The 23403-nt window shown below is 53.7% G+C and carries 24 protein-coding genes; 15 read left to right on the top strand and 9 right to left on the bottom strand.

Annotated elements, in window-relative coordinates; translation table 11 throughout:
• Nucleotides 1-40: 40 nt before the first annotated feature.
• The 6 genes from IPZ49_RS05535 to IPZ49_RS05510 are packed head-to-tail and all read left to right on the top strand — an operon-like array spanning nucleotide 41 to nucleotide 6045.
• Nucleotides 41-571 (top strand): fimbrial protein, encoded by a 531-nt coding sequence (locus IPZ49_RS05535; protein ID WP_022647861.1) that lies wholly within the window; start codon nucleotides 41-43, stop codon nucleotides 569-571.
• 57 nt (nucleotides 572-628) lie between these two features.
• The gene (locus IPZ49_RS05530) at nucleotides 629-1306 is read left to right on the top strand and encodes a molecular chaperone (protein ID WP_063146057.1); all 678 of its coding nucleotides are present in this window, start codon (nucleotides 629-631) and stop codon (nucleotides 1304-1306) included.
• A gap of 27 nt (nucleotides 1307-1333) precedes the next feature.
• Nucleotides 1334-3877, top strand: a complete 2544-nt coding sequence (locus IPZ49_RS05525; RefSeq protein WP_063146056.1) for a fimbria/pilus outer membrane usher protein — start codon at nucleotides 1334-1336, stop codon at nucleotides 3875-3877.
• Nucleotide 3878: 1 nt separating this feature from the next.
• On the top strand, nucleotides 3879-4826 hold the full coding sequence (locus IPZ49_RS05520; protein ID WP_063146055.1) for a fimbrial protein: 948 nt from the start codon (nucleotides 3879-3881) through the stop codon (nucleotides 4824-4826).
• Nucleotides 4827-4837: 11 nt separating this feature from the next.
• On the top strand, nucleotides 4838-5350 hold the full coding sequence (locus tag IPZ49_RS05515; RefSeq protein WP_063146054.1) for a fimbrial protein: 513 nt from the start codon (nucleotides 4838-4840) through the stop codon (nucleotides 5348-5350).
• A gap of 41 nt (nucleotides 5351-5391) precedes the next feature.
• Complete coding sequence (locus IPZ49_RS05510) at nucleotides 5392-6045, top strand: LuxR C-terminal-related transcriptional regulator (RefSeq protein WP_022647866.1); 654 nt, start codon at nucleotides 5392-5394, stop codon at nucleotides 6043-6045.
• A gap of 52 nt (nucleotides 6046-6097) precedes the next feature.
• Here the strand turns inward: IPZ49_RS05510 and fdhF are convergent, their stop codons facing one another.
• The 4 genes from fdhF to ycgZ form a co-directional block, all read right to left on the bottom strand.
• Nucleotides 6098-8248, bottom strand: coding sequence for a formate dehydrogenase subunit alpha (gene fdhF, locus IPZ49_RS05505; RefSeq protein WP_023305983.1), 2151 nt, complete (start codon nucleotides 8246-8248; stop codon nucleotides 6098-6100).
• Between the two features lie 193 nt (nucleotides 8249-8441).
• Nucleotides 8442-8720 carry a biofilm/acid-resistance regulator YmgB/AriR gene (locus IPZ49_RS05500; protein ID WP_022647868.1) on the bottom strand — a complete coding sequence of 93 codons (279 nt, stop codon included), beginning with the start codon at nucleotides 8718-8720 and terminating at the stop codon, nucleotides 8442-8444.
• Nucleotides 8721-8749: 29 nt separating this feature from the next.
• The gene (locus IPZ49_RS05495) at nucleotides 8750-9070 is read right to left on the bottom strand and encodes a hypothetical protein (RefSeq protein WP_045309075.1); all 321 of its coding nucleotides are present in this window, start codon (nucleotides 9068-9070) and stop codon (nucleotides 8750-8752) included.
• A 4-nt stretch (nucleotides 9071-9074) separates the two neighbouring features.
• On the bottom strand, nucleotides 9075-9314 hold the full coding sequence (ycgZ, locus tag IPZ49_RS05490; protein ID WP_017384632.1) for a regulatory protein YcgZ: 240 nt from the start codon (nucleotides 9312-9314) through the stop codon (nucleotides 9075-9077).
• A gap of 339 nt (nucleotides 9315-9653) precedes the next feature.
• Here ycgZ and IPZ49_RS05485 point away from each other — a divergent pair, with 339 nt between their 5' ends.
• Nucleotides 9654-10874, top strand: coding sequence for a diguanylate phosphodiesterase (locus tag IPZ49_RS05485; protein WP_063146053.1), 1221 nt, complete (start codon nucleotides 9654-9656; stop codon nucleotides 10872-10874).
• Nucleotides 10875-11062: 188 nt separating this feature from the next.
• Entirely contained in the window at nucleotides 11063-11791 is a 729-nt protein-coding gene (locus IPZ49_RS05480; RefSeq protein WP_038415914.1) for a MerR family transcriptional regulator, read from the top strand.
• 110 nt (nucleotides 11792-11901) lie between these two features.
• Here the strand turns inward: IPZ49_RS05480 and IPZ49_RS05475 are convergent, their stop codons facing one another.
• Nucleotides 11902-12354, bottom strand: coding sequence for a DUF3828 domain-containing protein (locus IPZ49_RS05475; RefSeq protein ID WP_058647192.1), 453 nt, complete (start codon nucleotides 12352-12354; stop codon nucleotides 11902-11904).
• Between the two features lies 1 nt (nucleotide 12355).
• Entirely contained in the window at nucleotides 12356-12715 is a 360-nt protein-coding gene (locus IPZ49_RS05470; protein ID WP_023305987.1) for a hypothetical protein, read from the bottom strand.
• Nucleotides 12716-13211: 496 nt separating this feature from the next.
• Here IPZ49_RS05470 and sufA point away from each other — a divergent pair, with 496 nt between their 5' ends.
• From sufA to IPZ49_RS05435, 7 genes are all read left to right on the top strand, one after another.
• Nucleotides 13212-13580, top strand: a complete 369-nt coding sequence (gene sufA / locus IPZ49_RS05465) for a Fe-S cluster assembly scaffold SufA (RefSeq protein ID WP_022647873.1) — start codon at nucleotides 13212-13214, stop codon at nucleotides 13578-13580.
• An 8-nt stretch (nucleotides 13581-13588) separates the two neighbouring features.
• A complete protein-coding gene (gene sufB, locus IPZ49_RS05460; protein ID WP_003857739.1) occupies nucleotides 13589-15079 on the top strand; it encodes a Fe-S cluster assembly protein SufB in 1491 nt (496 codons plus the stop codon).
• Nucleotides 15080-15088: 9 nt separating this feature from the next.
• The gene (gene sufC / locus IPZ49_RS05455; RefSeq protein ID WP_022647874.1) at nucleotides 15089-15835 is read left to right on the top strand and encodes a Fe-S cluster assembly ATPase SufC; all 747 of its coding nucleotides are present in this window, start codon (nucleotides 15089-15091) and stop codon (nucleotides 15833-15835) included.
• Nucleotides 15810-17081 carry a Fe-S cluster assembly protein SufD gene (sufD, locus tag IPZ49_RS05450; RefSeq protein ID WP_063929027.1) on the top strand — a complete coding sequence of 424 codons (1272 nt, stop codon included), beginning with the start codon at nucleotides 15810-15812 and terminating at the stop codon, nucleotides 17079-17081. Before sufC ends, sufD begins: the two co-directional genes overlap by 26 nt.
• The gene (gene sufS, locus IPZ49_RS05445; RefSeq protein ID WP_045622808.1) at nucleotides 17078-18298 is read left to right on the top strand and encodes a cysteine desulfurase SufS; all 1221 of its coding nucleotides are present in this window, start codon (nucleotides 17078-17080) and stop codon (nucleotides 18296-18298) included. The genes sufD and sufS overlap by 4 nt, the downstream gene beginning before the upstream one ends.
• Before the next feature lie 14 nt (nucleotides 18299-18312).
• The gene (gene sufE / locus IPZ49_RS05440) at nucleotides 18313-18729 is read left to right on the top strand and encodes a cysteine desulfuration protein SufE (protein ID WP_063146051.1); all 417 of its coding nucleotides are present in this window, start codon (nucleotides 18313-18315) and stop codon (nucleotides 18727-18729) included.
• A 97-nt stretch (nucleotides 18730-18826) separates the two neighbouring features.
• A complete protein-coding gene (locus tag IPZ49_RS05435; RefSeq protein ID WP_038415919.1) occupies nucleotides 18827-19840 on the top strand; it encodes a L,D-transpeptidase family protein in 1014 nt (337 codons plus the stop codon).
• A gap of 60 nt (nucleotides 19841-19900) precedes the next feature.
• Here the strand turns inward: IPZ49_RS05435 and lpp are convergent, their stop codons facing one another.
• The 3 genes from lpp to IPZ49_RS05420 form a co-directional block, all read right to left on the bottom strand.
• Nucleotides 19901-20137: a murein lipoprotein Lpp gene (lpp, locus tag IPZ49_RS05430; RefSeq protein ID WP_001082307.1), complete on the bottom strand. Its 237-nt coding sequence runs from the start codon at nucleotides 20135-20137 to the stop codon at nucleotides 19901-19903.
• 312 nt (nucleotides 20138-20449) lie between these two features.
• Nucleotides 20450-21871, bottom strand: coding sequence for a pyruvate kinase PykF (gene pykF / locus IPZ49_RS05425; RefSeq protein WP_015570703.1), 1422 nt, complete (start codon nucleotides 21869-21871; stop codon nucleotides 20450-20452).
• Between the two features lie 377 nt (nucleotides 21872-22248).
• On the bottom strand, nucleotides 22249-23394 hold the full coding sequence (locus tag IPZ49_RS05420; RefSeq protein ID WP_063146050.1) for a PLP-dependent aspartate aminotransferase family protein: 1146 nt from the start codon (nucleotides 23392-23394) through the stop codon (nucleotides 22249-22251).
• Nucleotides 23395-23403 lie beyond the last annotated feature (9 nt).

Genomic DNA, 23403 nt, shown 5'->3' with positions numbered 1-23403 from the left:
GAATATCGGTAATAAATAAAGTAATACAGGAAAGAGAATTATGAATAAAAAATTGATGATGGCAATGTTAGCGGCAGGTTCTGTACTCACCATGACCAATGCATTTGCAGCGGCAGGTACCGTTAATTTTAACGGAAATATTCTGGATTCTGCCTGCGACGTAGATGTGGCATCTCAGAACCAGGTGGTGGTATTGGGCGATTATTATAAAACGGAATTCCCGACGGCGGGAGCCAGAACGGCTGCGACGCAGTTTAATATTATTTTGAAAAACTGTCCTGTGACGGTCACTAATGCAAAAGTCCGTTTTGACGGTACGCCGGATTTAACCAACGCCAGCCTGCTGGCGATTGATACGTCCGTGGCGGGGGCGGCCACAGGGGTAGCGATTAACCTGATGACTGCAGATAAAGCCGATCTGCCGCTGTACGGCAGCAACAGCTATACCTACGCGCTCAGCAGTACGGCTGATAATACACTGAACTTCTACGCGCAGTATATCTCCACCGCAGCGTCCGTGACCGCGGGCCCGGCTAACTCGGTCGCGAACTTCTCAGTGGTTTACAACTAAGTCATTGGCAGTAATTAGCAGGGGGCTTCCCGGCCCCTTGTTTTATGAGGTATTGAAATGCGTTTTATAACGACAACTGGCCTGGCGATGGCGCTGTTATCGCTGACGTTAACATCCGCCAGTGCTGGAGTAGTTATTGGCGGCACCCGCATTATTTTCGATGGGGCAAAAAAAGAAGCGTCAATAAGTATCACCAATCCTGATGACGCTCCTTATTTAATCCAGTCGTGGATTGATGTTCAGGATGGGCAATCCGGTAAAGCGCCTTTTATTATTACGCCTCCGCTGTATCGGCTGGATGGCGGGCAAAAAAACCTTGAGCGTATTGTCATGACAGGCTCGCTGCCTCAGGGGCAGGAGAGTTTATTCTGGCTGAACATTAAAGCTATTCCATCAGCCTCAAAGCAGATGAACTCGCTGCAAATTGCCGTCAAAACGCGGATTAAACTTATTTATCGGCCAGAGAGCCTTCGTGCGTCTACCCCTGAGGAACAAACCAACAAATTAACCTGGCATCGTGCGGGAAATGCTCTGCAGGTAAATAACCCTACGCCGTACGTTATCAATTTCAATGAAATAACGGTCGGGGGTAAAAAACTTGACGATGTCACGTACGTAATGCCTTCAGGCTCAGTTCGTTTCCCGTTACCGAATGGGACCAATGGCAATACGCTGACGTTTAAAGTCATTAACGATTATGGCAATCCTGGCGAATTACACCGGGCCAGTTTGTGATCCCTTTGCATTAATCGGGTGCTCGTCATGACAACGGCATTTAATACAGTGCAGCCTGCGCGCCTGGCAATATTCATTGCCCTCGCGCTTGCGGGTTTCTCTCCCACGCTGTATGCCAGTGAGACGTTTAATACGGAACTGGTAGAACTGGATAATCCCGGAATGGGAAAAGCGGATTTATCTGCCTTTGAATCCGGCTCGCAGGCGCCCGGGACGTACCTCGTTGATATTATTCTTGACGATCGGCTGCTGGAAACGCGGGATATTCGTTTCATGGTAGTGAAGGATGCTAACGGCAGTGAAACGTTGCAGCCGTGCCTGAGTATCAGGCAGTTAAAAGCGTGGGGCGTGAAAACGGCGCTTTTCCCGCAGCTCGACGCCGGGCAAGGAGAATGCGCCGATCTCAAGGCGATTCCACAGGCCAGCGCGGACTTCCAGTTTGGCGCCCAGCGTCTGGCAATCAGCATCCCACAGGCTGCCATAGATCTGCCAGCGAGAGGTTACGTTCCGCCGGAGATGTGGGATGAAGGCATTACCGCGGCCATGCTCAACTACAGCCTGAGCGGCGCGAACAGCCGGGCAAGAAGCGGGGCAGGCACCCGCAGCGACAGTCAGTATGCAAACCTGCGACCGGGGATCAACGTCGGTCCCTGGCGGTTACGCAACTACACCACCTGGTCCCGCGATGCGTCCGGCCAGGATAAGTGGGACAATGTCTATACCTTGATGCAGCGCGCGATTATTCCCCTGCAAGCCCAGCTTACGCTCGGAGACAGTTCCGCCCCTGCCGATGTCTTTGACAGCATGCCTTTTCGCGGCGTCCAGCTGGCGTCCGACGACGACATGCTACCGGATTCCCTGAAAGGCTATGCGCCGGTGGTGCGCGGTATTGCGCGAACTAACGCGCAGGTCGTGGTGCGTCAGAATGGCTATCAAATCTACCAAAGCTATGTGGCGCCGGGCGCGTTTGAGATCGCGGATATGTATCCCACCGGCGGCGCGGGCGATCTTGAAGTCACGATCGTCGAAGCCGATGGCAGTGAGCAACATTTCACCCTGCCGTACGCTTCGCTGCCGGTCCTGCAACGGGAGGGGCGCCTGAAATATGCCCTTACCGCCGGGCAGTATCGATCGTATAACCGTAGCGTGGAGAAAACCCCCTTCGGGCAACTGACCGGAATTTACGGCCTCTCTCACGGCCTCACGCTCTATGGCGGCGTTCAGGGGGCAGATAAGTACCAGTCGGCGGCTCTGGGGGTGGGCAAGAACATGGGCGATTTCGGGGCGATATCCGCAGACCTCACCCAGGGCTGGTCAACGCCGGAGCATGCCGCGAAAACAAGCGGTCAGTCGTGGCGGGCCCGATACAGCAAGAATTTTATTAATACCGGGACGAACTTTTCGATTGCCGGGTATCGCTACTCGACCCGCGGCTATTACGGGATGCAGGAGGTCCTCGATTCGTACGGCGACAGCAGCGCGCTTCAGGACAGGCGACGTAACCGTGCAGAGCTGACGATGAGCCAGACGCTGGGGGACAACCTGGGCGCGCTTACCCTCAGTGCGGCGCAGGAAGATTACTGGAATGACGGTAAGTCGATGGCTTCGTGGAGCGTCGGCTATAGCAACTACTGGCACAACATCAGCTATGGCCTGACATGGACCTACAGCAAAAATGTCCGCTCAGCGTCAGAAACCCGCGACAACCAAAAAAACGCTGATCACGACCAGCTTCTGGCTTTCAACATCAGCATTCCGCTGGATAAATTTTTGCCGCAGACATGGGCGAACTATGGCATGAACGCCAGCAGGAATAACGGGATGACACACAGCATCGGTCTGAACGGGGTGGCTCTCGAAAACCGAGCCCTGAACTGGAACGTGCAGCAGGGATACGGCACAGAGGGCGTGGGCTATACCGGCAACGTTAACGCGGACTACAGAGGCACCTATGGCGAAGCCACGGCGGGGTATGGTTATGACAAAAACAGTGAACGCCTGAATTACGGGCTACAAGGCGGCATCCTCGCCCATGCTGATGGCATCACGCTTTCTCAGCCGCTGGGGGAGACCAACGCCTTAATTAAAGCGCCTGGCGCCCACGGCGTGGATATCCGCAATCAGCCCGGTGTACGGACAGATTTTCGCGGTTATACGGTCGTGAGCAACCTTTCGGTCTACCGAAAAAACGATCTCACTCTCGATCCGGAAAATATGCCGGAGGATGTCGAACTGGAGATCAACACCCGCACGGTGACGCCGACGCGGGGAGCGGTGGTGAGAGCCGATTATTTGCCGAAGTCAGGTCGCCGGGTGCTGATGACCTTGACCGACAACGAACGCGCCGTTCCGTTTGGGGCGGTGGTCACCCTTGTCGGTGATGAGAGCAGCAGTTTTATTGTGGGCGATCGCGGTCAGGTTTATTTAACCGGTATGCGCGAGGAGGGGACGTTAGTCGCGACATGGGGGAGTCAGCCCAGCCAGCAATGCCGCGCTGATTTCAGCCTGCCGACACACTCAACATTCGGTGGGATCGCTGACATGCGCGCCTCCTGCCGTCAGGAACGTTAACATGAAATGGCTTATCGTGATTTTGCTTCTCTGTTTGCTCGCGGCGGGAAACCTCGCCCGTGCCGGTACGTGCACCACCATCACGCCGCAGCTGTCAACCCTGTCCGTGGGGACGATTAACGTGCAGCGTGATGCGCCTGTCGGCACGGTGGTCTTTTCCGGCGCGGCGACAGCCACAGGTTCCTATCTTACTGGATGTGCTAATCCGCTGATGCTGGGATTCAGCATGCGCTACAACAGCGCCACGTTGAGCAGCTACGGCAATCATGTGTACAACACTAACGTCAGCGGGATAGGCATACGCTTTTCCTCCAACGCCTATTTTGAAAACCCGAGCAATACGTTCTCGTACAATGCGCAGACCTCCTATGTCGACTGGTATGGCGGGAGGATTGAGCTGGTGGTGACTGGCCCGGTCTCATCGGGGGCGTTAACCCCGGGGGCGATCGGCGTCGTGACGCTTCAGGGGAGCGACGGCATCTATCGTGACGGCCTGACCACGCAGCTCACCGCCGGAACCATTAATGCCATGGCGTGCTCGGTGAATACGTCACAGCTGACGTTTCCGATCGGGGATATCCCCGCCTCGGCGTTCGGCACCGTGGTGGGCACCACGCCAGCGGGAGCACAGAACACGCAAAACCTGGGCTTAACCTGCGCCGCCGGAACCAATATTACGGTCTCGCTCAGTGGAATACAGAATCCGGACAGCGCCAATACCAGCGTGATGGCCTTAACCGGGCAGGGAAATGCCGGCACCGCAAAAGGGGTTGGGGTGCAGCTTATCTATAACGGTGCGCCGCTGGTGATGAACAGCCGACTATTCTTGCGGCAGTCTGCCGGCGGGCAAGAGACATTGCCGTTAACGGCCCGATATTACCAGACGTTGAACCGCGTGGAGTCAGGTTCAGCAAATGCCTCCGCCACCCTTAATTTGACCTATCAGTAGCAGGCACGAAGATGAAAATAATATACGGGACACTGCTGTTACTGGCTTTACTCAGCGGGAAGGCTTTCACCGCTGATAGCGTCAACATCGGTGTGACGGGAAATATCGTTGCGTCGCCGTGCATATTTAATGGCGGGAGTAACAGCCTCGATGTCAATCTGGGCAATATTCAGGCAACCAATATGGCGACGCCGGGCTCAACATCGGATCCGGTGCCATTTAGTCTGCTGTTCACCCAGTGCCCAACGGGAACGAAGAGTGTGACCGTCTCTTTTACCGGCAGCCCCGATCCCGCGGCGGGCGCGGACTATTTTATGAACAGCGGTTCGGCCACGCACGTGGCGATAGCCATGCGCGATGCCCAAACGGGTACGCTTAAAGGAACAGGCTCTGGCATGACTCAAACTATTGGTGCCGACAGAACCGCGACAATGGCTATGCAGGCCTCGGTTAAATCCGTGACGGGTGGCGTCACGCCGGGAAGCATCAGTGCAGTTGTGGTGATGACGATGCAGTACAACTGAGCGCCGGTGATATGCCTTTTTTAAAGACGTTGGTATGAGCTATGTTAAATATTCTGATTCAGGAAACCGATCTATTTTTTCAGGCTGGGCTACATGAATTTTTCGAGGATTTTTTTAAACATAACTTTCATCGTGCCATCACATTTAACCTGGCGCTGACCCATGAAAACGTCAGTCAGGCCGATATTATTGTCCTGTCATTATGCCAGGGTGAAACACTGACCTGTTTTCCCGAGTTACTCGCCCGGCAAAAAGGGATTGTGCTAGGGTTTGTCGACGATGAACTGCGCTTTTCGGCGTTGCCCTCCTGCTTTCAGGACATTATTTTTCTCCCTCGCCGTGCATCGCTTGATCGTATCAGTGGCGTACTGTTTATCGCGTGGTTCAGGACGCAATTACCGGGTTACACATGGACTAAACATAACTGCTTCGACTGCCAGCATAAAGGGTTATCCCGGCAACAAATTCGTATTCTGGTCAATTTTTACCGAGGGCTGTCGGTAGTACAGACCGCTCAGGCGCTGGAGATGAGCCAGAAAACGGTCTTTACCCATAAATATATGCTGATGCAAAAATTTAATCTGCGAAGCGATTACGAGCTGATCGTACTGTTGAGAAGGCTGATGGAGAAAAAGAGCCGTCCGAACCTGCTTCGCGATTACCTTGAAAATAATTATGCAGAACAGATAGCGTAAAACGCCAGCGGATAGCTGGCCGGGCAGTGGTAGCCACCACCCGGCAATGCATTTAAACGTTAACCGCAGCGATCAACCGCGTCTTCATGGTCTGGTACGCAGAAGCCGCAAAATCCTCCGCCCAGCGCTGGTCCTCGATCGCCTCCATCTGCACGGCGCAATATTTCGTTTCAGGCGTTCTGGAGATCGGGTCTAGATTATCCTGCGTCAGCTCATTACAGGCGCCAATCCACCACTGGTAGGTCATATAGATTGCTCCCGCATTGATGCGCTCGCTGATGCTGGCGCGCGTGATCACTTTACCCCGGCGTGAACGTACCCAGACCAATTGGCCGTCGGCGATCCCACGCTCATCCGCGTCGGCCGGGTTCATTTGCACCCGGCCCGGCTCGTCGGCCAGGCTTTGCAGCGCCGCGCAGTTCCCGGTCATTGAGCGACAGGAGTAGTGACCGACTTCGCGCACCGTGCAAAGTACCAGCGGGTAATCCGTATCCGGTGTCTCGGCCGGAGCGCGCCAGGGGGCAGCAAACAGCTGGCCTTTGCCAGTGGGGGTGTCGAACTGATTATCCCTGTACAGATAGGGTGTGCCGGGATGATCAAGGGTTGGGCAGGGCCACTGGACATGGCCCATCTCGCCCATTTTTTCGTAGGTCACGCCGTAGAAGAGGGGGCACAGCTCGCGCATTTCGTCCCAGATCTGCTGGTTATTCTCGTAATGCATGGGATAGCCCATCTCCGTGGCCAGCAGGCTGATGATCTCCCAGTCGCGCTTGACGTTGCCGCTGGCCTCAATGGCCTTGCCAAAACGCTGGAAGCCGCGATCGGCACAGGTGAACACGCCAGCATGTTCTCCCCATGACGTGGCAGGGAGCAGTACGTCAGCCACCTCTGCCGTTTTGGTCATAAAGATGTCCTGAACCACCACAAAATCGAGGGACTCAAAGCCGCGGCGGACCAGGCCCAGATCGGCTTCTGTCTGAAGCGGATCTTCCCCCATGATGTAATAGGCTTTGATCTTACCTTCCAGCGCGAGATGCGGCACTTCGGTGATACGCGTCCCGACGCGATCGTCCATCCGGCTGACATTGATTTTCCACGCATCGGCAAATTTCAGTCTGACCGCCGGGTCAGTGACATCCTGGTAGCCGGGAAACATATTGGGCAAAACGCCCATATCGCAGGCACCCTGAACGTTATTTTGCCCGCGAACCGGACCTACGCCGACGGCAGGGCGGCCCAGGTTGCCGGTGAGCAGCGCCAGGCTGGAGAGACCTTTCACCACATCAACCGCCTGACCAAACTGCGTAACGCCCATTCCCCACATTACCGTTGCTGAAGGCGCCGCCGCGAACATGCGCATTGCCTGACGAACATCCCGCGCGGGAATGCCCGTCAGATGTTCAACCTGCTCGGGTGCGTAATCTTTTACCGTCAGTCGGTAAGCCTCAAGCCCTTCTGTGAAGCGGGCAACGTAGTTTTTGTCGTACAGTTCCTCTTCAAGCAGGACATAGCCAAAGGCATTGACCAGCGCCATGTTACTGCCGTTTTTCAACTGAAGATGAAGATCGGCAATGCGTGCCGTTTCAATATGACGCGGATCGCAGACGATGATTTTTGCGCCATTTTCACGTGCTTTAAGCACGCGTCGGGCGACGATGGGGTGAGAGTCGGCGCAGTTATAGCCGAACACCAGCAGGCATTTTGAGTTTTCAATATCGTTAATGGAATTGCTCATGGCACCGTTGCCGAGGGTCTCCTGTAAACCGGCAACGGACGGACCGTGACAGACGCGGGCGCAGCAGTCGACGTTGTTAGTGTTCAGCACCGCACGGGCAAATTTTTGCATCACATAGTTGGTCTCATTGCCCGTTCCCCGCGAGGACCCCGTGGTCATAATGGATCGAGGGCCGTACTGATCTTTGATGCTTTTAAGCCTGTGAGCAGTATAGCGAATGGCCTCTTCCCAGGTAACAGGGGTAAAGGACTCGCCTTTGCTGTAGCGGATCATGGGCTGCGTCAGACGGGGGGTAAGCAGCCGTGTGTCGTTAAGAAAGTCCCAGCCGTAGAATCCTTTCAGGCAAAGCGTGCCCTGATTGGTTACGCCATCAGCGGCTTCGGCACGGATAATCCGGTTATTTTTCACGACGAGGTTTAGTTTGCAGCCTGCACCGCAGTAAGGGCAGACGCTGGCGATTTTTTTCATCAATAACAGACCTGTTAAGAAATGAAGCAATGTTTACTGGAAAGCCCAGTCCCTTAGCGGACTAAGCAGGATCCATGCCACATTCAGCGTGCTTGATTAACAGGGCGTCAGGGAAGAGAGGGTGTGTCATCGTCAGTCTGTTCGTCAGAATTGACGATGACACGCTATCCGTAGGGATGGGAAGGGAGAGGCGTTAAAGATCGTCCATGGTATAACCGACAACAATTTCCAGCGTCTTGCGGATCACATCCGCCTTAACGACATCGTCGGTGGTTTCCAGCGTCTGGATCAGCCAGAGAATGATCGCTTTGTTGGTCAGATGACCTTCAGAAGCGAGAACACAACGAACCGCAGTCGAAAAAATGGCAGACTCTTCAGCAAATCGATCGCCTGCGTGACGGAAATACTCCGACAACGCGCTATCTAAAAAGGCGGAGTGGTATTCGGGTTGAAGCTGAATATTTTGTCTCATTTGTTCTCACCGTTGCTGTAAAGTTGTAGTCAATGCATCTTTTTGGGATCGGACGGTTTTCCATTTCCAAATAACGGCACTACATTGTCTCGATTATTTTTGAGAGATCCCTCTCTCTGTATTCGTCCTTGTGCGGTTCTGCGACCTTTAAAAGCGACCGTGCCTGAGCTGATTTCAGCTATCACCCTCGCTAATGTCTCCCGCCGCTGGGGATCCGTCTCACAGGCTTGCATGTTACGCAGACGCTGAACCAATCCCTCGGTCGTCACGGGACCGCGCTCCTTCAAAAGTGAAAGAGCGGCTTCTCCAATTAGCTGGTCGATCAGTCTGTCCGCATCACTGCTGTTCATAACATTAACGTTCGAAGAGCAGACCAAGAAGCATGTGATAATGATGTTCCTCTTCCGGGCCATTGGCCTTTTCAAGGCGACTCAACAGTTTTGTGCAGAGCGATTTGCGATTCAGATTTCGCCCGTCGCTAAGGATTTCAACAACAACCTGACCCAATGTTTCCTGTTGGGTTGGAAGCGCGGCTTTTTCGAAATACTGCGCAATCGCTGTTGCCGAGTCTGCGAGGTGTCCGTTCTGCTGCATGTTTCGCTCCTGTAAATTTTCGTAATCAGTAACGTTACATTTAAGGTATACATAATTTTCAAATCTGTACATTTAAAATGTACAATTTTTTAAATATTTTATAATATATTTTATAAAATCATTATTTATCAGATGCTTATTCTTATACGATTTACTGCGGTATTCACAAGATATATTGTACAATCCGAAGCGGCGTCGCAGAGTTGTACAAGCCCGTAAATGACGCAAAAAAGCCGTGTAAATCGTTGAGATGTAAATTATTTGTTGGGCAATTAATGTGCTATAACAGAGTTTTCCCCACGTGTTTTCGTGGTCACCCCCTCAATCTTCAGGATTAGCATGCTCACAACCATCATTTACCGCAGTCATATCTGCGAGGACGTTCCAGTGAAAGCGCTGGAAGACATGGTCGCTGCTGCAAATTGTAGAAATCGCCAGTTCGATGTGACGGGGATTTTGCTGTTTAACGGCACACACTTTTTTCAGTTACTTGAAGGGCCCGCTGATAACGTTAAGGAGATCTATGAGCTCATCTGCCGTGACCCACGGCATCACAACGTGGTCGAATTGTTGAGCGATCACGGGCCTTCAAGACGTTTTGGCAATGTGGGTATGGAGCTCTTCGACCTTCGTCAGTACGACACCAACGAAGTGCTGCAACAGGTTCTTGATAAAGGCACAAGCCGCTATCAGCTAACCTATAACGATCGCGCCCTGCAATTTTTCCGCACCTTCGTTGAGGCCACTGAAAAAGCCAACTACTTTGAGCTGCCTCCTGCTGACGCCTGGGAGTTTGTCACCGAAAATAAGCCGTTATCCTCCCAGCCGACGGTAGTGGCAAAGGGCACGGACTGTAGTTTCGCGTTTCAACCTATCGTCGATCCGTTTATGCAGCAGGTGGTTTCCTGGGAAGCCCTGATCCGCACGCCGTCCGGTGAGTCTCCGGAAAGCTATTTTGCCAACCTGTCGCGTGAGGCGCTGTACGAATCGGATCTGAAGAGTAAACAGGTGGCTTTGTCGATGGCCAGCGCGCTGGGCCTACAGACTCAAACGTTGTCCATTAATCTGCTGCCGATGACGCTGGTCAATGTTCCTGGCGCCGTCGATTTTTTACTGACGGCAATTGAGGCGAACGGTTTTGTGCCGGAGCAAATTGTAGTCGAGTTCACCGAGAGCGAGGCCATCTCGCGCTTTGAAGAGTTCACCAGCGCGGTCAGACAGCTTAAAAGCGCCGGGATCAGCGTGGCCATCGATCACTTTGGCGCGGGATTCGCCGGTCTGCAACTGCTGGCTCAGTTCCAGCCGGACAGAATCAAGATCAACCGTGATTTGATTGCTAACGTGCACAAGAGCGGCCCGCGTCAGGCAATCATTCAGTCAATCATTAAATGCTGCGCCTCCCTGGAAATTCTTTTCTGTGCGGTAGGCGTAGAGCTGGCTGAAGAGTGGATGTGGCTGGAATCTGCCGGGATTTCTCAGTTCCAGGGTCACCTTTTCGCCAGCCCGCGTCTGGGGGGCATTCCGGCGATTGCCTGGCCCGAGAAAAAGTACGATTTATAAAAACCTGTACGTAACTCTTAAAAGTGACCTGTACGTACGGCTAAATTTATACAACAATATATTAACGAGTGAGTGGTTCTTTGAGCCATTCACTTGTCTCAGAACGAGGAGTTAGTTATACAAATGATTTGTACAATCTGATAAGGTTGGTTTGGTTAGGTATGGAAGTATTGTGCGTGAGGGAGTTAATGGCCTATTACAGTATCGGCGAAGTGGCCGAACGATGCGGTATCAACCCCGTTACGTTGCGTGCCTGGCAGCGCCGTTATGGATTGTTGAAGCCGCAGCGAAGCGAAGGGGGCCATCGTCAGTTTGACGATGAAGATATCCTGCGTATCGAAGAGATCAAACGCCTGATGAAAACGGGTGTTTCGGTCGGTAAAGTAAAAGCGCTTCTTGAAAATACAGAAGTGATGACTCAGGGGAACTGGGCATCGTTTCAGGAAGAGATGTTAACCGTTCTGCGCTATGCCAGCCCGGCAAAACTGCGCGCCAAAATCGGCGAGTTCCGCCGCGACCATGCGATGGATGTTCTGATAGATAACATCATCACCCCTGTGCGTCAGCGAATGAACCAGGACCAGAATACGGTGCGTCACATGGCGAGCCTGCTCGACGGTGTCCTGATTGAGTTTGCCGTTACAAGCCTGGGTGAGTCGCGAAAAAAAGCAGGTAAGGATGCGCTGCTGATTGGGTGGGAGTGTGACGACCGTACGCATTTATGGCTGGAAGCTGCCCGTCTTGCCTATAAGGGCTGGCATATTGACGTGCTGGCTGAGCCGATTGATTCTCCGCGTCCGGAACTCTTTCCCGGGCAAAAAATTTTCGTCTGGACCGGTAAAGCGCCTACGCCTCGTCAACAGGAGCAGCTCGACCACTGGCGTGAACAGGGTTTCGCCGTCTCGTTCCATCACTGATGTTAAGGGGGCCAACGGTAAACCGCCAGCGCGGGATTTTTGCTTTCTGGCGATACGACAGGGGTATCCGCGAAGATGCATAGCATCAGTACCCCTGTCATATCGTCGGTTTATTCCATCATCAGGTTGTCTGAAATATTCATACTGGCCACGGATTCAACTTTCCACACGCCATCTTCCTTGAGCATGCAGTCAATCACGGTGTGATCCCGCTTTTTGCCGAATGAGATATAAACCTGCATACAGGCGGCATCGTAATCCAGCGCCCGGGCACTGACGATGTCCCAGTCATCTTCATATCCCTGAGCCTTGATGAACAAATCGACGTCAGGCACGTCATATTCATCTGGATCCAACTTATCCATGGCTTTGAGTTTGCTGATGGTTTCGCGGGTCACATATGGCCTCAGCGCTTCATAGTTTTTCAGGGGCTCTTTCCCGGTAATAATTTGCGAGATGTACCACTTATTAAACTGAAGGGCAGCGGATACCTCAGGGGGTAACTCCTGTGCAGCGGATGCGAGAGTGGGCAGAAGCAGGATCGCCAGAATTATTTTTTTCATGTCAGTCATGCCTGTAAATTGCATATGCTGGTTTTACTTCCCGGTATTCTTTTCCCGGATACATTGTTCGCTGAACAAAATCAGAGTACCAGACGCCGTTCCCACCATAGATGCAAGCGTGGCCATAGGGGTGGTGCGCTGTGGGCTGGATCACCGCCACATCGCCCTCAACAGGCTCACCGTAAACCTGGTGGAAGCCCGCCAGAATTAAATTGCTTTTCATATCCTTAGCATAATGTGTGTTCTGTAGATTAGCACCGCCGGCGCGAATGGATTTTGAAACAAATTCTGCACATCTTTTCTGGCTATACTGACCTGCATGCTGGCGAGCATGAACTGCGGCTTTATGGGCACTCCACATAATTTAATCCCTTACTGAATAAATGGTTAACAAGGGAAACATTACGCCGAAAAGGGACGAGTTTATGTAATTAATCATGATCGGAATTTAACCACTATCAGACTGATAAATAATGGTTAACTTATCTATCAAACGTCTTTATGCGCGCCCAGGTAAGGCAAAAAAGAATTAAAAAGAACCTGGCTTAAGGGGGAGGCATACGTAAAAAATGTATATGATGCCTGGGCGTACTTTAGCTATCTCAAAAATAGGTATTTTCAATACAATTTTTATTATTGCCCGCCACCTTACCGCCTTTCTTATGAAATGCATTATTTATCAATGCATTGAACAAATCTAACCCTCCCATCCGCATCCCGTCACAGGGTCTATGCTTAATGAAAGTAGCCAAAAAGGGCGGTTTAGCCCAAAGCCCCTGCTCGCAGGGGGTTGAAGTGATAATCGTTATCACTAACATGGTGTTATGCCCTGGTGGCTTATCAGATGAGGTGGACCTATGGAACTGCATTCAGAAACCTTCAATCCGGCCGATTTTGCCTGGCGTGGCTTAACGCTGACGCCCGCGGCGGCGGCGCATATTCATGAGCTGGTGGCAAAAAATCCCGACATCCTCGGCGTACGCTTAGGCGTTAAGCAGACCGGCTGCGCAGGATTTGGCTACGTGCTGGATACCGTAACCGAACCCAAAAAGGACGATCTGGTCTTTGAAACCGACGGTGCAAAGTTATACGTCGCGCTACAGGCTATGCCGTTTATCGATGGAACCGAAGTCGACTACGTTCGGGAAGGTTTAAACCAGTTATTCAAATTTCATAACCCGAAAGCCCAGAACGAATGCGGCTGCGGCGAAAGCTTTGGGGTATAGGCGGTACTATGTCTCGTAATACTGAAGCAACGAGTGATGTAAACACCTGGAGCGGCGGACACCTCAACTATAAAGAGGGTTTCTTCACGCAGCTGCAAACTGACGAGCTGGCGAAAGGCATCAACGAAGAGGTCGTGCGCGCCATTTCGGCCAAACGTAACGAGCCGGAGTGGATGCTGGAGTTTCGCCTGAGCGCATTCCGCGCGTGGCTGGAGATGGAAGAACCCCACTGGCTGAAAGCGCATTACGATAAGCTGAACTATCAGGATTACAGCTATTACTCCGCGCCCTCATGCGGCAGCTGCGATGATACCTGTGCCTCGCAGCCCGGCGCGGTACAGCAAACCGGTGCCGAGAACAGCTTCCTGAGTAAAGAGGTGGAAGAGGCCTTCAATCAGCTCGGCGTGCCCGTGCGCGAAGGTAAAGAGGTGGCGGTGGACGCCATTTTTGACTCCGTCTCGGTGGCAACCACCTACCGTGAAAAGCTGGCGGAGCAGGGGATAATTTTCTGCTCCTTTGGGGAAGCCATTCACGATCACCCGGAGCTGGTGAAAAAGTACATTGGCACCGTGGTACCCAGTAACGATAACTTCTTCGCGGCACTGAATGCGGCGGTGGCGTCAGACGGCACCTTTATCTACGTGCCTAAAGGTGTGCGCTGCCCGATGGAGCTCTCGACCTATTTCCGCATCAACGCGGAAAAAACCGGCCAGTTTGAACGCACCATCCTGGTGGCCGATGAAGGCAGCTACGTCAGCTATATCGAAGGCTGTTCGGCGCCGGTGCGCGACAGCTACCAGCTGCACGCGGCGGTGGTAGAGGTGATCATCCATAAAGACGCGGAAGTGAAATACTCTACGGTACAGAACTGGTTCCCGGGCGATGGCAACACCGGTGGTATTCTGAACTTCGTCACCAAGCGTGCGCTGTGCGAAGGTGAAAACAGTAAGATGTCCTGGACGCAGTCAGAAACCGGCTCCGCCATTACCTGGAAATACCCGAGCTGTATTCTGCGCGGCGACAACTCCATCGGTGAGTTTTACTCCGTGGCGCTGACCAGCGGTCATCAGCAGGCCGATACCGGTACCAAGATGATCCACATCGGCAAAAACACCAAATCGACCATCATCTCCAAAGGGATCTCTGCCGGTCACAGCCAGAACAGCTATCGCGGGCTGGTGAAAATCATGCCGACAGCCACCAACGCACGTAACTTTACCCAGTGCGACTCCATGCTGATTGGTGCGGACTGCGGGGCGCATACCTTCCCCTATGTCGAATGCCGCAATAACAGCGCCCAGCTCGAGCATGAGGCGACTACGTCACGTATCGGTGAAGATCAGCTGTTCTACTGCCTGCAACGCGGGATCAGTGAAGAAGATGCGATTTCAATGATTGTTAACGGCTTCTGTAAGGACGTGTTCTCTGAACTGCCGCTGGAATTTGCCGTTGAAGCCCAGAAACTCCTCGCCATTAGTCTTGAACACAGCGTCGGTTAAGGAAAGCACATGTTAAGCATTAAAGATTTACAGGTTAGCGTGGAAGAGAAAGAGATCCTGCGTGGGCTCAATTTTGACGTCAAACCGGGTGAAGTTCACGCCATCATGGGGCCAAACGGCTCCGGGAAAAGTACGCTTTCAGCGACGCTGGCGGGACGCGAAGATTATGAGGTCACCAGCGGCTCCGTTGAGTTTAACGGCAAGGATCTGCTGGAGATGTCGCCTGAAGAGCGTGCCGGTGAGGGCATCTTTATGGCCTTCCAGTATCCGGTGGAAATCCCGGGCGTCAGCAACCAGTTCTTCCTGCAAACCGCGCTGAACGCGGTGCGCAAGTATCGCGGACTTGAGGCGCTGGATCGCTTTGACTTCCAGGATCTGATGGAAGAGAAAATCAAGCTGCTGAAAATGCCCGAAGATCTGCTCACCCGCTCGGTGAACGTGGGTTTTTCTGGCGGTGAGAAAAAACGTAACGATATTCTGCAAATGGCGGTTCTTGAGCCGGAGCTGTGCATTCTCGATGAAACCGATTCAGGGCTGGATATTGATGCCCTGAAGATCGTTGCCGACGGCGTAAACTCTCTGCGTGACGGTAACCGCTCATTTATTATCGTGACTCACTACCAGCGTATTCTGGACTACATCAAACCGGACTATGTCCACGTGCTTTATCAGGGGCGCATTGTGAAATCCGGTGACTTTACGCTGGTTAAACAACTGGAGGAGCAGGGTTATGGCTGGCTTACCGAACAGCAGTAATGCACTCCAGCAGTGGCACCGGCTGTTTGAAGCGCAGGGTGGAGCGCGCTCTGAACAGGCTCAGCACCATCTCCAGCAGATGCTGCGTCTCGGTTTACCGACGCGTAAGCATGAGAACTGGAAATATACCCCGCTGGACGGCCTGCTGAACGGCGAGTTTGTCACCCGTCTGGCGCAGGTTAGCCCCGGTCAGCGCGATGTGCTGGCGCTGAGCGTGGATGCCGTGCGTCTGGTGTTTGTAGACGGGCAGTTTCGTGAGGAACTCAGCGACAGCGTACAGGAGAGCGGGTTCGATATCGCCATTAACGACGAGCGCCAGTCGTTGAACGCGCCCGTTCAGCCTGAAGTCTTCCTGCATCTGACAGAGAGCCTGTCTCAGTCTGTCACCCATATTCACGTTAAGCGTAACCAGCGCCCGGCGAAACCGCTGCTGCTGATGCATATCACCCAGGGTGTTGAGGGCGACGAGATCAACACCGCCCACTATCGCCACCATCTCGAGCTGGCAGAAGGGGCAGAAGCGACGGTAATTGAGCATTACGTTAGTCTGAACGACACCCGCCATTTTACCGGCTCGCGTCTGACGATGAACGTGGCGGCCAACGCCCAGCTGCACCATATCAAGCTGGCGTTTGAGAATCCGCTCAGTCACCACTTCGCCCACAACGATATTCTGCTGGGCCAGGATGCCGCGGCGTATAGCCACAGCTTCCTGCTTGGCGGCGCGGTGCTGCGCCACAATACCAGCACCCAACTGAACGGTGAGAACACTACGCTGCGTATTAACAGCCTGGCGATGCCGGTGAAGTCAGAAGTGTGCGACACGCGCACCTGGCTTGAGCATAACAAAGGCTACTGCAACAGCCGTCAGCTGCACAAAACCATCGTCAGCGACAAAGGACGTGCGGTGTTTAACGGCCTGATCAATGTGGCGCAGCACGCCATCAAAACTGACGGGCAGATGACCAACAACAACCTTTTGCTGGGACGTCTGGCAGAGGTGGACACCAAACCACAGCTGGAAATTTATGCGGACGACGTGAAATGCAGCCACGGCGCAACGGTCGGGCGTATTGACGATGAGCAGATGTTCTACCTGCGCTCTCGCGGGATAGACCAGCAGGCCGCGCAAAAGATGATTATTTACGCCTTTGCGGCTGAGCTGACGGAAGCGCTGCCCGATGGCGGACTTAAACAGCAGGTGCTGGCCCGTATCGGTCAGCGGCTGCCTGGAGGCGAAGCATGACATTTCCCGTAGAGAAAGTCCGGGCAGATTTTCCGGTACTGACCCGTGAAGTGAACGGTCTGCCGCTGGCCTATCTCGACAGTGCGGCCAGCGCGCAAAAACCGAATCAGGTGGTGGATGCGGAAGCCGAGTTTTACCGCCACGGTTATGCGGCGGTCCATCGCGGGATCCACACTCTGAGCGCCGAGGCGACCCAGCGCATGGAAAACGTGCGCACGCAGGTTGCGGCGTTTCTCAACGCGCGTTCGCCGGAAGAGCTGGTGTTCGTGCGTGGCACCACCGAAGGGATCAACCTGGTGGCTAACAGCTGGGGCAATGCGCAGGTGCACGCGGGGGATAACATCATCATCACCCAGATGGAGCACCACGCTAACATCGTGCCCTGGCAGATGCTCTGTGAGCGTATGGGGGCGCAACTGCGGGTGATCCCGCTAAACGAAGACGGTACGCTTCAGCTTGAACAGCTGGACGCCCTGCTTGACGACAGAACGCGGCTGGTAGCGGTGACCCACGTTTCAAACGTGCTGGGGACGGAAAATCCGGTGGCGCTGATCGTCGACAAAGCCCATCAGGCCGGTGCGAAAGTGTTGATTGATGGTGCCCAGGCGGTGATGCACCATGCGGTTGACGTTCAGACTCTGGACTGCGATTTCTACGTCTTCTCCGGGCACAAGCTGTATGGTCCGACGGGCATCGGCGTGTTGTATGTGAAAGAGGACATTCTCCAGGCCATGCCGCCGTGGGAAGGGGGCGGGTCAATGATTGCCACCGTCAGCCTGACGGAAGGCACAACCTACGCCCGGGCGCCCTGGCGCTTCGAGGCGGGCACGCCAAACACGGGCGGGATCATCGGGCTGGGCGCGGCCATTAGCTACGTCTCTGAAACGGGGCTGGCGGCGATTCAGGAGTACGAACAGCTGCTGATGCAATATGCCTTGCAGGAGCTTGCCGGCGTCCCGGATCTGACCTTATATGGCCCTGCTGACCGTCTGGGTGTGATAGCCTTCAACCTCGGCAAGCATCACGCTTATGATGTGGGCAGTTTCCTGGATAATTACGGCGTCGCCGTACGTACCGGGCATCACTGCGCGATGCCACTGATGGCGTATTATCAGGTACCGGCCATGTGCCGCGCATCGCTGGTGATGTACAACACAACGGAAGAGGTCGACAGACTGGTGGCGGGACTAAAACGTATTCACCAGCTGCTTGGCTAACGGAGAGGCGAGAGATGGCAGATTTGCCGGACAGAGATAAATTGCTGCGTAACTTTGGGCGTTGCGCAAACTGGGAAGAGAAATACCTTTATATTATCGAGCTAGGTCAGCGCCTGCCGCCGCTCAGCGAAGAGGCGCATAACCCGGACAACATCATTCAGGGCTGCCAGAGCCAGGTCTGGATCCAGATGCAGCAGACGGATGATGGCGTAATCGATTTACAGGGTGACAGCGATGCCGCCATTGTGAAGGGGCTTATTGCCGTCGTATTTATTCTTTATCACCAGATGTCGGCGCAGGATATTGTCGCCTTTAACGTTCGCCCTTGGTTTGAAAAAATGGCCTTAACCCAACACCTCACCCCGTCCCGCTCCCAGGGACTGGAAGCGATGATCCGCGCCATACGCGCCAAAGCCGCAATCCTTAGCTAAACTGACAGAACAGCATTCATTCTGTTTCGCGGGGTGGTTTCCACCTCGCTGGTTTTTCAGCTTTCTGACGTTTGGTCAGTGAATAAGGAATCTCAGCATGAAGCGCGCGTCTCTAATAACTCTATTACTCCTTGGTTCGCTCAGTGCTGTTAATTCAGCCAGGGCGGTTGATTATCCTTTACCGCCCGCAGGCAGCCGCCTGATTGGGCAAAATCAGACATACACCATTCAGGAAGGCGACAATAAGCTCCAGGCTATCGCTCGTCGGTTTAATACCGCCGCACAGCTTATCCTTGAAACCAATAATACCATTGCACCGGTAAACCCTGCGCCAGGAACGGTCATTACCATTCCTTCCCAGATGCTGCTCCCGGACACCGAGCGTGAGGGCATTGTGGTGAATCTGGCGGAGCTGCGTCTTTACTTCTATCCGCCTGGCGAAAATATCGTGCAGGTTTATCCGCTGGGTATTGGTCAGCTTGGGCTGGAAACACCGGTCAGCACCACCCGTGTGAGTCAGAAAATCCCTAACCCTACCTGGACCCCCACAGCGGGCATCAGAGCGCGCTCACTGGCGCAGGGCATTAAACTGCCGCCTGTGGTACCCGCAGGGCCAAATAACCCGCTGGGGCGCTTTGCGCTGCGTCTGGGCATCGGGAATGGGGAATATCTTATTCATGGCACCAGCGCGCCGGACAGCGTAGGGCTGCGGGTCAGCTCGGGCTGTATGCGAATGAACGCGCCGGATATCAAAGCGTTGTTTGAACAAGTGCGCGTCGGCACGCGGGTGCAGATTATCAATGAGCCGGTGAAGTTCTCCGTCGAGCCGGACGGCAAACGTTATATCGAGGTGCACAGGCCGCTGGCGCAGGCTGAGGGCGAAAACCCACAGACGGTGCCGTTCACGCACTCAGCGGCGTTTACCGCCTTCGCAGCGGAATCAGGTAGCGATAAAACGCTAATCGACAAAGCTCTGGCGCGCAGAGCCGGGATCCCGGTTGCCGTTTCAGCAGGCAATGGTTCGTCAGCCAGCAATTCTGTCCTGTCGGTTCAGAACAGTCGTGTCTCAGCGGCGGTGACGGAAGGCGAGGGAGAGAAAGCGCTTCAGTAGAGGTTTGACGAAGGCAAAAAAAATGGCGCACAATGTGCGCCATTTTATTAACAGGTACTATTACTTACGGTATTTAGTAGCCTGGTTGTCCAGACGCTGGTTAGCGCGAGCTGCGTCGTCTTTAGCAGCCTGAACGTCGGAACGCATTGCGTTCACGTCGTTGCTCAGCTGGTCAACTTTAGCGTTCAGAGTCTGAACGTCAGAAGACAGCTGATCGATTTTAGCGTTGCTGGAGCAACCTGCCAGCAGAGTAGAACCCAGGATTACCGCGCCCAGTACCAGTTTAGTACGATTCATTATTAATACCCTCTAGATTGAGTTAATCTCCATGTAGCGTTACAAGTATTACACAAAGTTTTTTGGGTTGAGAATATTTTTTTGATGGGATTACGCCTATTTTTGATCGTTCGCTCAAAGAAGCAACGAAATCGGCAATTTTGACGAAAAAGCTATGTTAAAAAAGGCATTTTTCATCGGATTCATCTTAGATAAATCGCGATTAAATAGAAAAACCCGATTTGCTTTTTGAATAGTTCTGGTTAATGGCGGGAATAAAAAAAGCGCCCCGAAGGACGCTTTTTAACAAAACAATAATTTGTTCGTGAAATATTACAGTACGTGGACAGATGCAGTGTTGGTTGTACCGCTTGGTACCAGTGCACCAGAAACCATAACCACCACGTCGCCTTTCTGAGCCAGGCCACAATCAACCAGTTCCAGAGCCACTTCTTTACCCAGACGATAGAAATCATCGGTAGAGGCAATCTCTTTCACCAGGTGTGGGATCACGCCTTTGCTCAGCACCAGCTGACGCGCGGTGGTTTCGTTCGTGGTCAGCGCCAGGATAGTTGCATCCGGGAAGTATTTACGCACGGCACGCGCAGATTTACCGCCCTGGGTCGCCACGACAATCAGTGGGGCTTCCAGTTTTTCAGCGGTTTCTACCGCACCACGGCACACGGCTTCGGTGATGCGCAGTTTACGGCTGTCGTTGTTGTAATCCAGACGGCTTTTCATCACGCGGTCGGTACGCTCACAGATGGTCGCCATGATGCCGACCGCTTCCAGAGGGTATTTACCTTTTGCAGATTCGCCAGACAGCATAACGGCATCGGTACCGTCGAGGATGGCGTTCGCCACGTCGCCGGCTTCAGCGCGGGTAGGGCGTGGGTTTTTGATCATGGAGTCCAGCATCTGCGTTGCGGTGATAACCACTTTACGCGCGCGAACGCATTTCTCGATCATCATCTTCTGCGCGAAGATCACTTCTTCAACCGGGATTTCAACGCCCAGGTCACCACGCGCAACCATGATACCGTCGGACGCTTCAAGGATTTCGTCGAAGTTGTTCAGGCCTTCCTGGTTTTCGATCTTGGAGATGATCTGGATGTTCTCACCACCGTGCGCTTTCAGGTGCTCACGGATCTCAACCACGTCAGAACGTTTACGGATGAAGGACGCCGCAACGAAGTCCACACCTTGTTCGCAGCCGAAGATCAGGTCTTGTTTGTCTTTTTCAGCCAGCGCTGGCAGAGCAATGGACACACCCGGCAGGTTAACGCCTTTGTTTTCGCCCAGATCGCCGTTGTTCAGCACTTTACAGATAACCTTGTTACCTTCAATCGCGGTCACTTCCATGCCGATCAGGCCGTCATCTACCAGCACGGTGTTGCCAACGGACAGATCGCTGGTGAAGCCTTCGTAGGTCACGGCAACGATTTCGTTATTACCTACAACGGATTTGTCGGTGGTGAAGGTGAAGGTCTGGCCCGCTTTCAGGGAAACGTCGTTACCGCCTTCCAGTTTGATGGTGCGGATTTCAGGACCTTTGGTGTCGAGCAGGATTGCCGCTTTTTTCCCGGTCTTGCTCATCACGTTGCGCAAGTTCTGAATACGCTGACCGTGTTCAGCATAGTCGCCGTGGGAGAAGTTCAGACGCATCACGTTCATGCCGGCATCCAGCATTTTGCTCAGCATCTCTTCGGATTCGGTTTTCGGGCCGATAGTACAAACAATTTTCGTCTTTTTCATGACAGTCTTAGTCTTTAAGTTGGGAAGGATATGGAAATCTCGCTCCGGGGGCGCACCGCCGCGGAGTCAAACCTGTGTTGCGAAAGAGTATATGACACGCACTAAGAATAGGTGACATCAAATGAGCGTGCAGAAGAAAGTGTGCCTGAGTGCCAGCCCAACGAATGAGAGGAGAAGTTGTACGTTGTTTTTTGTATTCCAAGCGCTGAAACCATTCACCAGGGATTTGGCGCGCATTATACGCTGATTCACAGTAAAAAGGAAAATGGAAACAGCGTTTCAAAAACATTCTGTGCAGATTCACATAAGTTTGTTATCAAGGCGTTAAGGCCTAATGTCATCTTATGACGGCAGGCGCAACGCCCGCCGTTTTTTGCTCACTTTTCCAGCGCCTGTTGAAGGTCGGCGATCAGATCCTTCGCATCCTCAATCCCCACCGACAGGCGTATCAGCTGCGGCACAATGCCGTTTGCAAGACGCTGCGCCAGTGGAATGGAGGCGTGGGTCATGCTGTAGGGCTGGCTCACCAGACTCTCCACCCCGCCCAGGCTTTCCGCCAGGGTAAAGAGCGTAAGATGACGAATCACCTCTGTCGCGCGTTGCGCATCGCCTTTAATCACAACGGAGATCATGCCGCCCGGCAGCGCCATTTGTCTGCGGGCAAGCACATACTGGGGGTGTGACTCCAGTCCGGGATAGAGCACGCTCTCTATCTGCGGATGCTGCTCCAGCCATTGCGCAATCGCCAGCGCGTTGGCACTGTGCTTCTCAACGCGCAGGGAGAGGGTGCGAATCCCCCGTAGCGTCAGGAAGCTGCTGAACGGATCCAGAACGCCGCCAACCGCGTTTTGCAGATAGCCCAGACGCTCCGCGAGATCCTTATTTGCCCCGACAACAGCCAGCCCGGCAACCACGTCTGAATGACCGTTGAGATATTTGGTGGCGGAGTGAACCACAATGTCGAACCCCGCCTCCAGCGGCCGGTGAATGACCGGGGAGGCGAAGGTATTATCCGCCACGCTGATCGCATTATGGCGCCGGGCAATGTCTGCGATGGCCTCCAGGTCGGCCAGTTTCAGCAGCGGGTTCGTCGGCGTTTCCACCCAGATCATGCGGGTGTCCGGGCGAATGGCGGCCTCAAGTCCGGCTACATCGTCCGGCTTAACCCAGCTCACCTGTAACCCGGTGCTGCGCTTGCGCACGTTTTCGATCAGGCGATACGTACCGCCATACACGTCGTCAATGGCAACGATATGGCTGTCTTTATCCAGCAGTTCGAGCACGGTGGAAATGGCCGCCAACCCTGACGCGAAGGCGTACCCGCGCGTGCCGCCTTCCAGTTCGGAGATGGCGGTCTCCAGCGCATGGCGGGTTGGGTTGCCGCTCCGGGAGTATTCGTAGCCGGTATGTTCACCCGGTGCCGGTTGCGCAAACGTCGACGTGGCGTAAATTGGCGGCATCACGGCGCCGTGCGTGTCGTGATACTCACCGCTGTGAACGCTGAGGGTGGCCAGGTTTTTCATCTTTTGCTC

Source organism: Enterobacter cloacae complex sp. S2 (genome assembly GCF_015159675.1).
Classification (GTDB): domain Bacteria; phylum Pseudomonadota; class Gammaproteobacteria; order Enterobacterales; family Enterobacteriaceae; genus Enterobacter; species Enterobacter intestinihominis.
This window is presented reverse-complemented; position numbering and strand designations above follow the sequence as displayed.

What these genes read in the sequence shown, in the direction of transcription:
- IPZ49_RS05470 (WP_023305987.1), bottom strand. Translation starts at nt 12,715, where the DNA reads ATGTGGAGTGCCCATAAAGCCGCAGTTCATGCTCGCCAGCATGCAGGT.
- IPZ49_RS05500 (WP_022647868.1), bottom strand. Translation starts at nt 8,720, where the DNA reads ATGAGACAAAATATTCAGCTTCAACCCGAATACCACTCCGCCTTTTTA.
- fdhF (WP_023305983.1), bottom strand. Translation starts at nt 8,248, where the DNA reads ATGAAAAAAATCGCCAGCGTCTGCCCTTACTGCGGTGCAGGCTGCAAA.
- IPZ49_RS05535 (WP_022647861.1), top strand. Translation starts at nt 41, where the DNA reads ATGAATAAAAAATTGATGATGGCAATGTTAGCGGCAGGTTCTGTACTC.
- sufB (WP_003857739.1), top strand. Translation starts at nt 13,589, where the DNA reads ATGTCTCGTAATACTGAAGCAACGAGTGATGTAAACACCTGGAGCGGC.
- lpp (WP_001082307.1), bottom strand. Translation starts at nt 20,137, where the DNA reads ATGAATCGTACTAAACTGGTACTGGGCGCGGTAATCCTGGGTTCTACT.
- IPZ49_RS05530 (WP_063146057.1), top strand. Translation starts at nt 629, where the DNA reads ATGCGTTTTATAACGACAACTGGCCTGGCGATGGCGCTGTTATCGCTG.
- sufA (WP_022647873.1), top strand. Translation starts at nt 13,212, where the DNA reads ATGGAACTGCATTCAGAAACCTTCAATCCGGCCGATTTTGCCTGGCGT.
- ycgZ (WP_017384632.1), bottom strand. Translation starts at nt 9,314, where the DNA reads ATGCAGCAGAACGGACACCTCGCAGACTCGGCAACAGCGATTGCGCAG.
- sufE (WP_063146051.1), top strand. Translation starts at nt 18,313, where the DNA reads ATGGCAGATTTGCCGGACAGAGATAAATTGCTGCGTAACTTTGGGCGT.
- IPZ49_RS05495 (WP_045309075.1), bottom strand. Translation starts at nt 9,070, where the DNA reads ATGAACAGCAGTGATGCGGACAGACTGATCGACCAGCTAATTGGAGAA.
- IPZ49_RS05420 (WP_063146050.1), bottom strand. Translation starts at nt 23,394, where the DNA reads ATGAAAAACCTGGCCACCCTCAGCGTTCACAGCGGTGAGTATCACGAC.
- IPZ49_RS05480 (WP_038415914.1), top strand. Translation starts at nt 11,063, where the DNA reads ATGGCCTATTACAGTATCGGCGAAGTGGCCGAACGATGCGGTATCAAC.
- IPZ49_RS05435 (WP_038415919.1), top strand. Translation starts at nt 18,827, where the DNA reads ATGAAGCGCGCGTCTCTAATAACTCTATTACTCCTTGGTTCGCTCAGT.
- IPZ49_RS05520 (WP_063146055.1), top strand. Translation starts at nt 3,879, where the DNA reads ATGAAATGGCTTATCGTGATTTTGCTTCTCTGTTTGCTCGCGGCGGGA.
- sufD (WP_063929027.1), top strand. Translation starts at nt 15,810, where the DNA reads ATGGCTGGCTTACCGAACAGCAGTAATGCACTCCAGCAGTGGCACCGG.
- sufC (WP_022647874.1), top strand. Translation starts at nt 15,089, where the DNA reads ATGTTAAGCATTAAAGATTTACAGGTTAGCGTGGAAGAGAAAGAGATC.
- pykF (WP_015570703.1), bottom strand. Translation starts at nt 21,871, where the DNA reads ATGAAAAAGACGAAAATTGTTTGTACTATCGGCCCGAAAACCGAATCC.
- sufS (WP_045622808.1), top strand. Translation starts at nt 17,078, where the DNA reads ATGACATTTCCCGTAGAGAAAGTCCGGGCAGATTTTCCGGTACTGACC.
- IPZ49_RS05475 (WP_058647192.1), bottom strand. Translation starts at nt 12,354, where the DNA reads ATGAAAAAAATAATTCTGGCGATCCTGCTTCTGCCCACTCTCGCATCC.
- IPZ49_RS05515 (WP_063146054.1), top strand. Translation starts at nt 4,838, where the DNA reads ATGAAAATAATATACGGGACACTGCTGTTACTGGCTTTACTCAGCGGG.
- IPZ49_RS05510 (WP_022647866.1), top strand. Translation starts at nt 5,392, where the DNA reads ATGTTAAATATTCTGATTCAGGAAACCGATCTATTTTTTCAGGCTGGG.
- IPZ49_RS05485 (WP_063146053.1), top strand. Translation starts at nt 9,654, where the DNA reads ATGCTCACAACCATCATTTACCGCAGTCATATCTGCGAGGACGTTCCA.
- IPZ49_RS05525 (WP_063146056.1), top strand. Translation starts at nt 1,334, where the DNA reads ATGACAACGGCATTTAATACAGTGCAGCCTGCGCGCCTGGCAATATTC.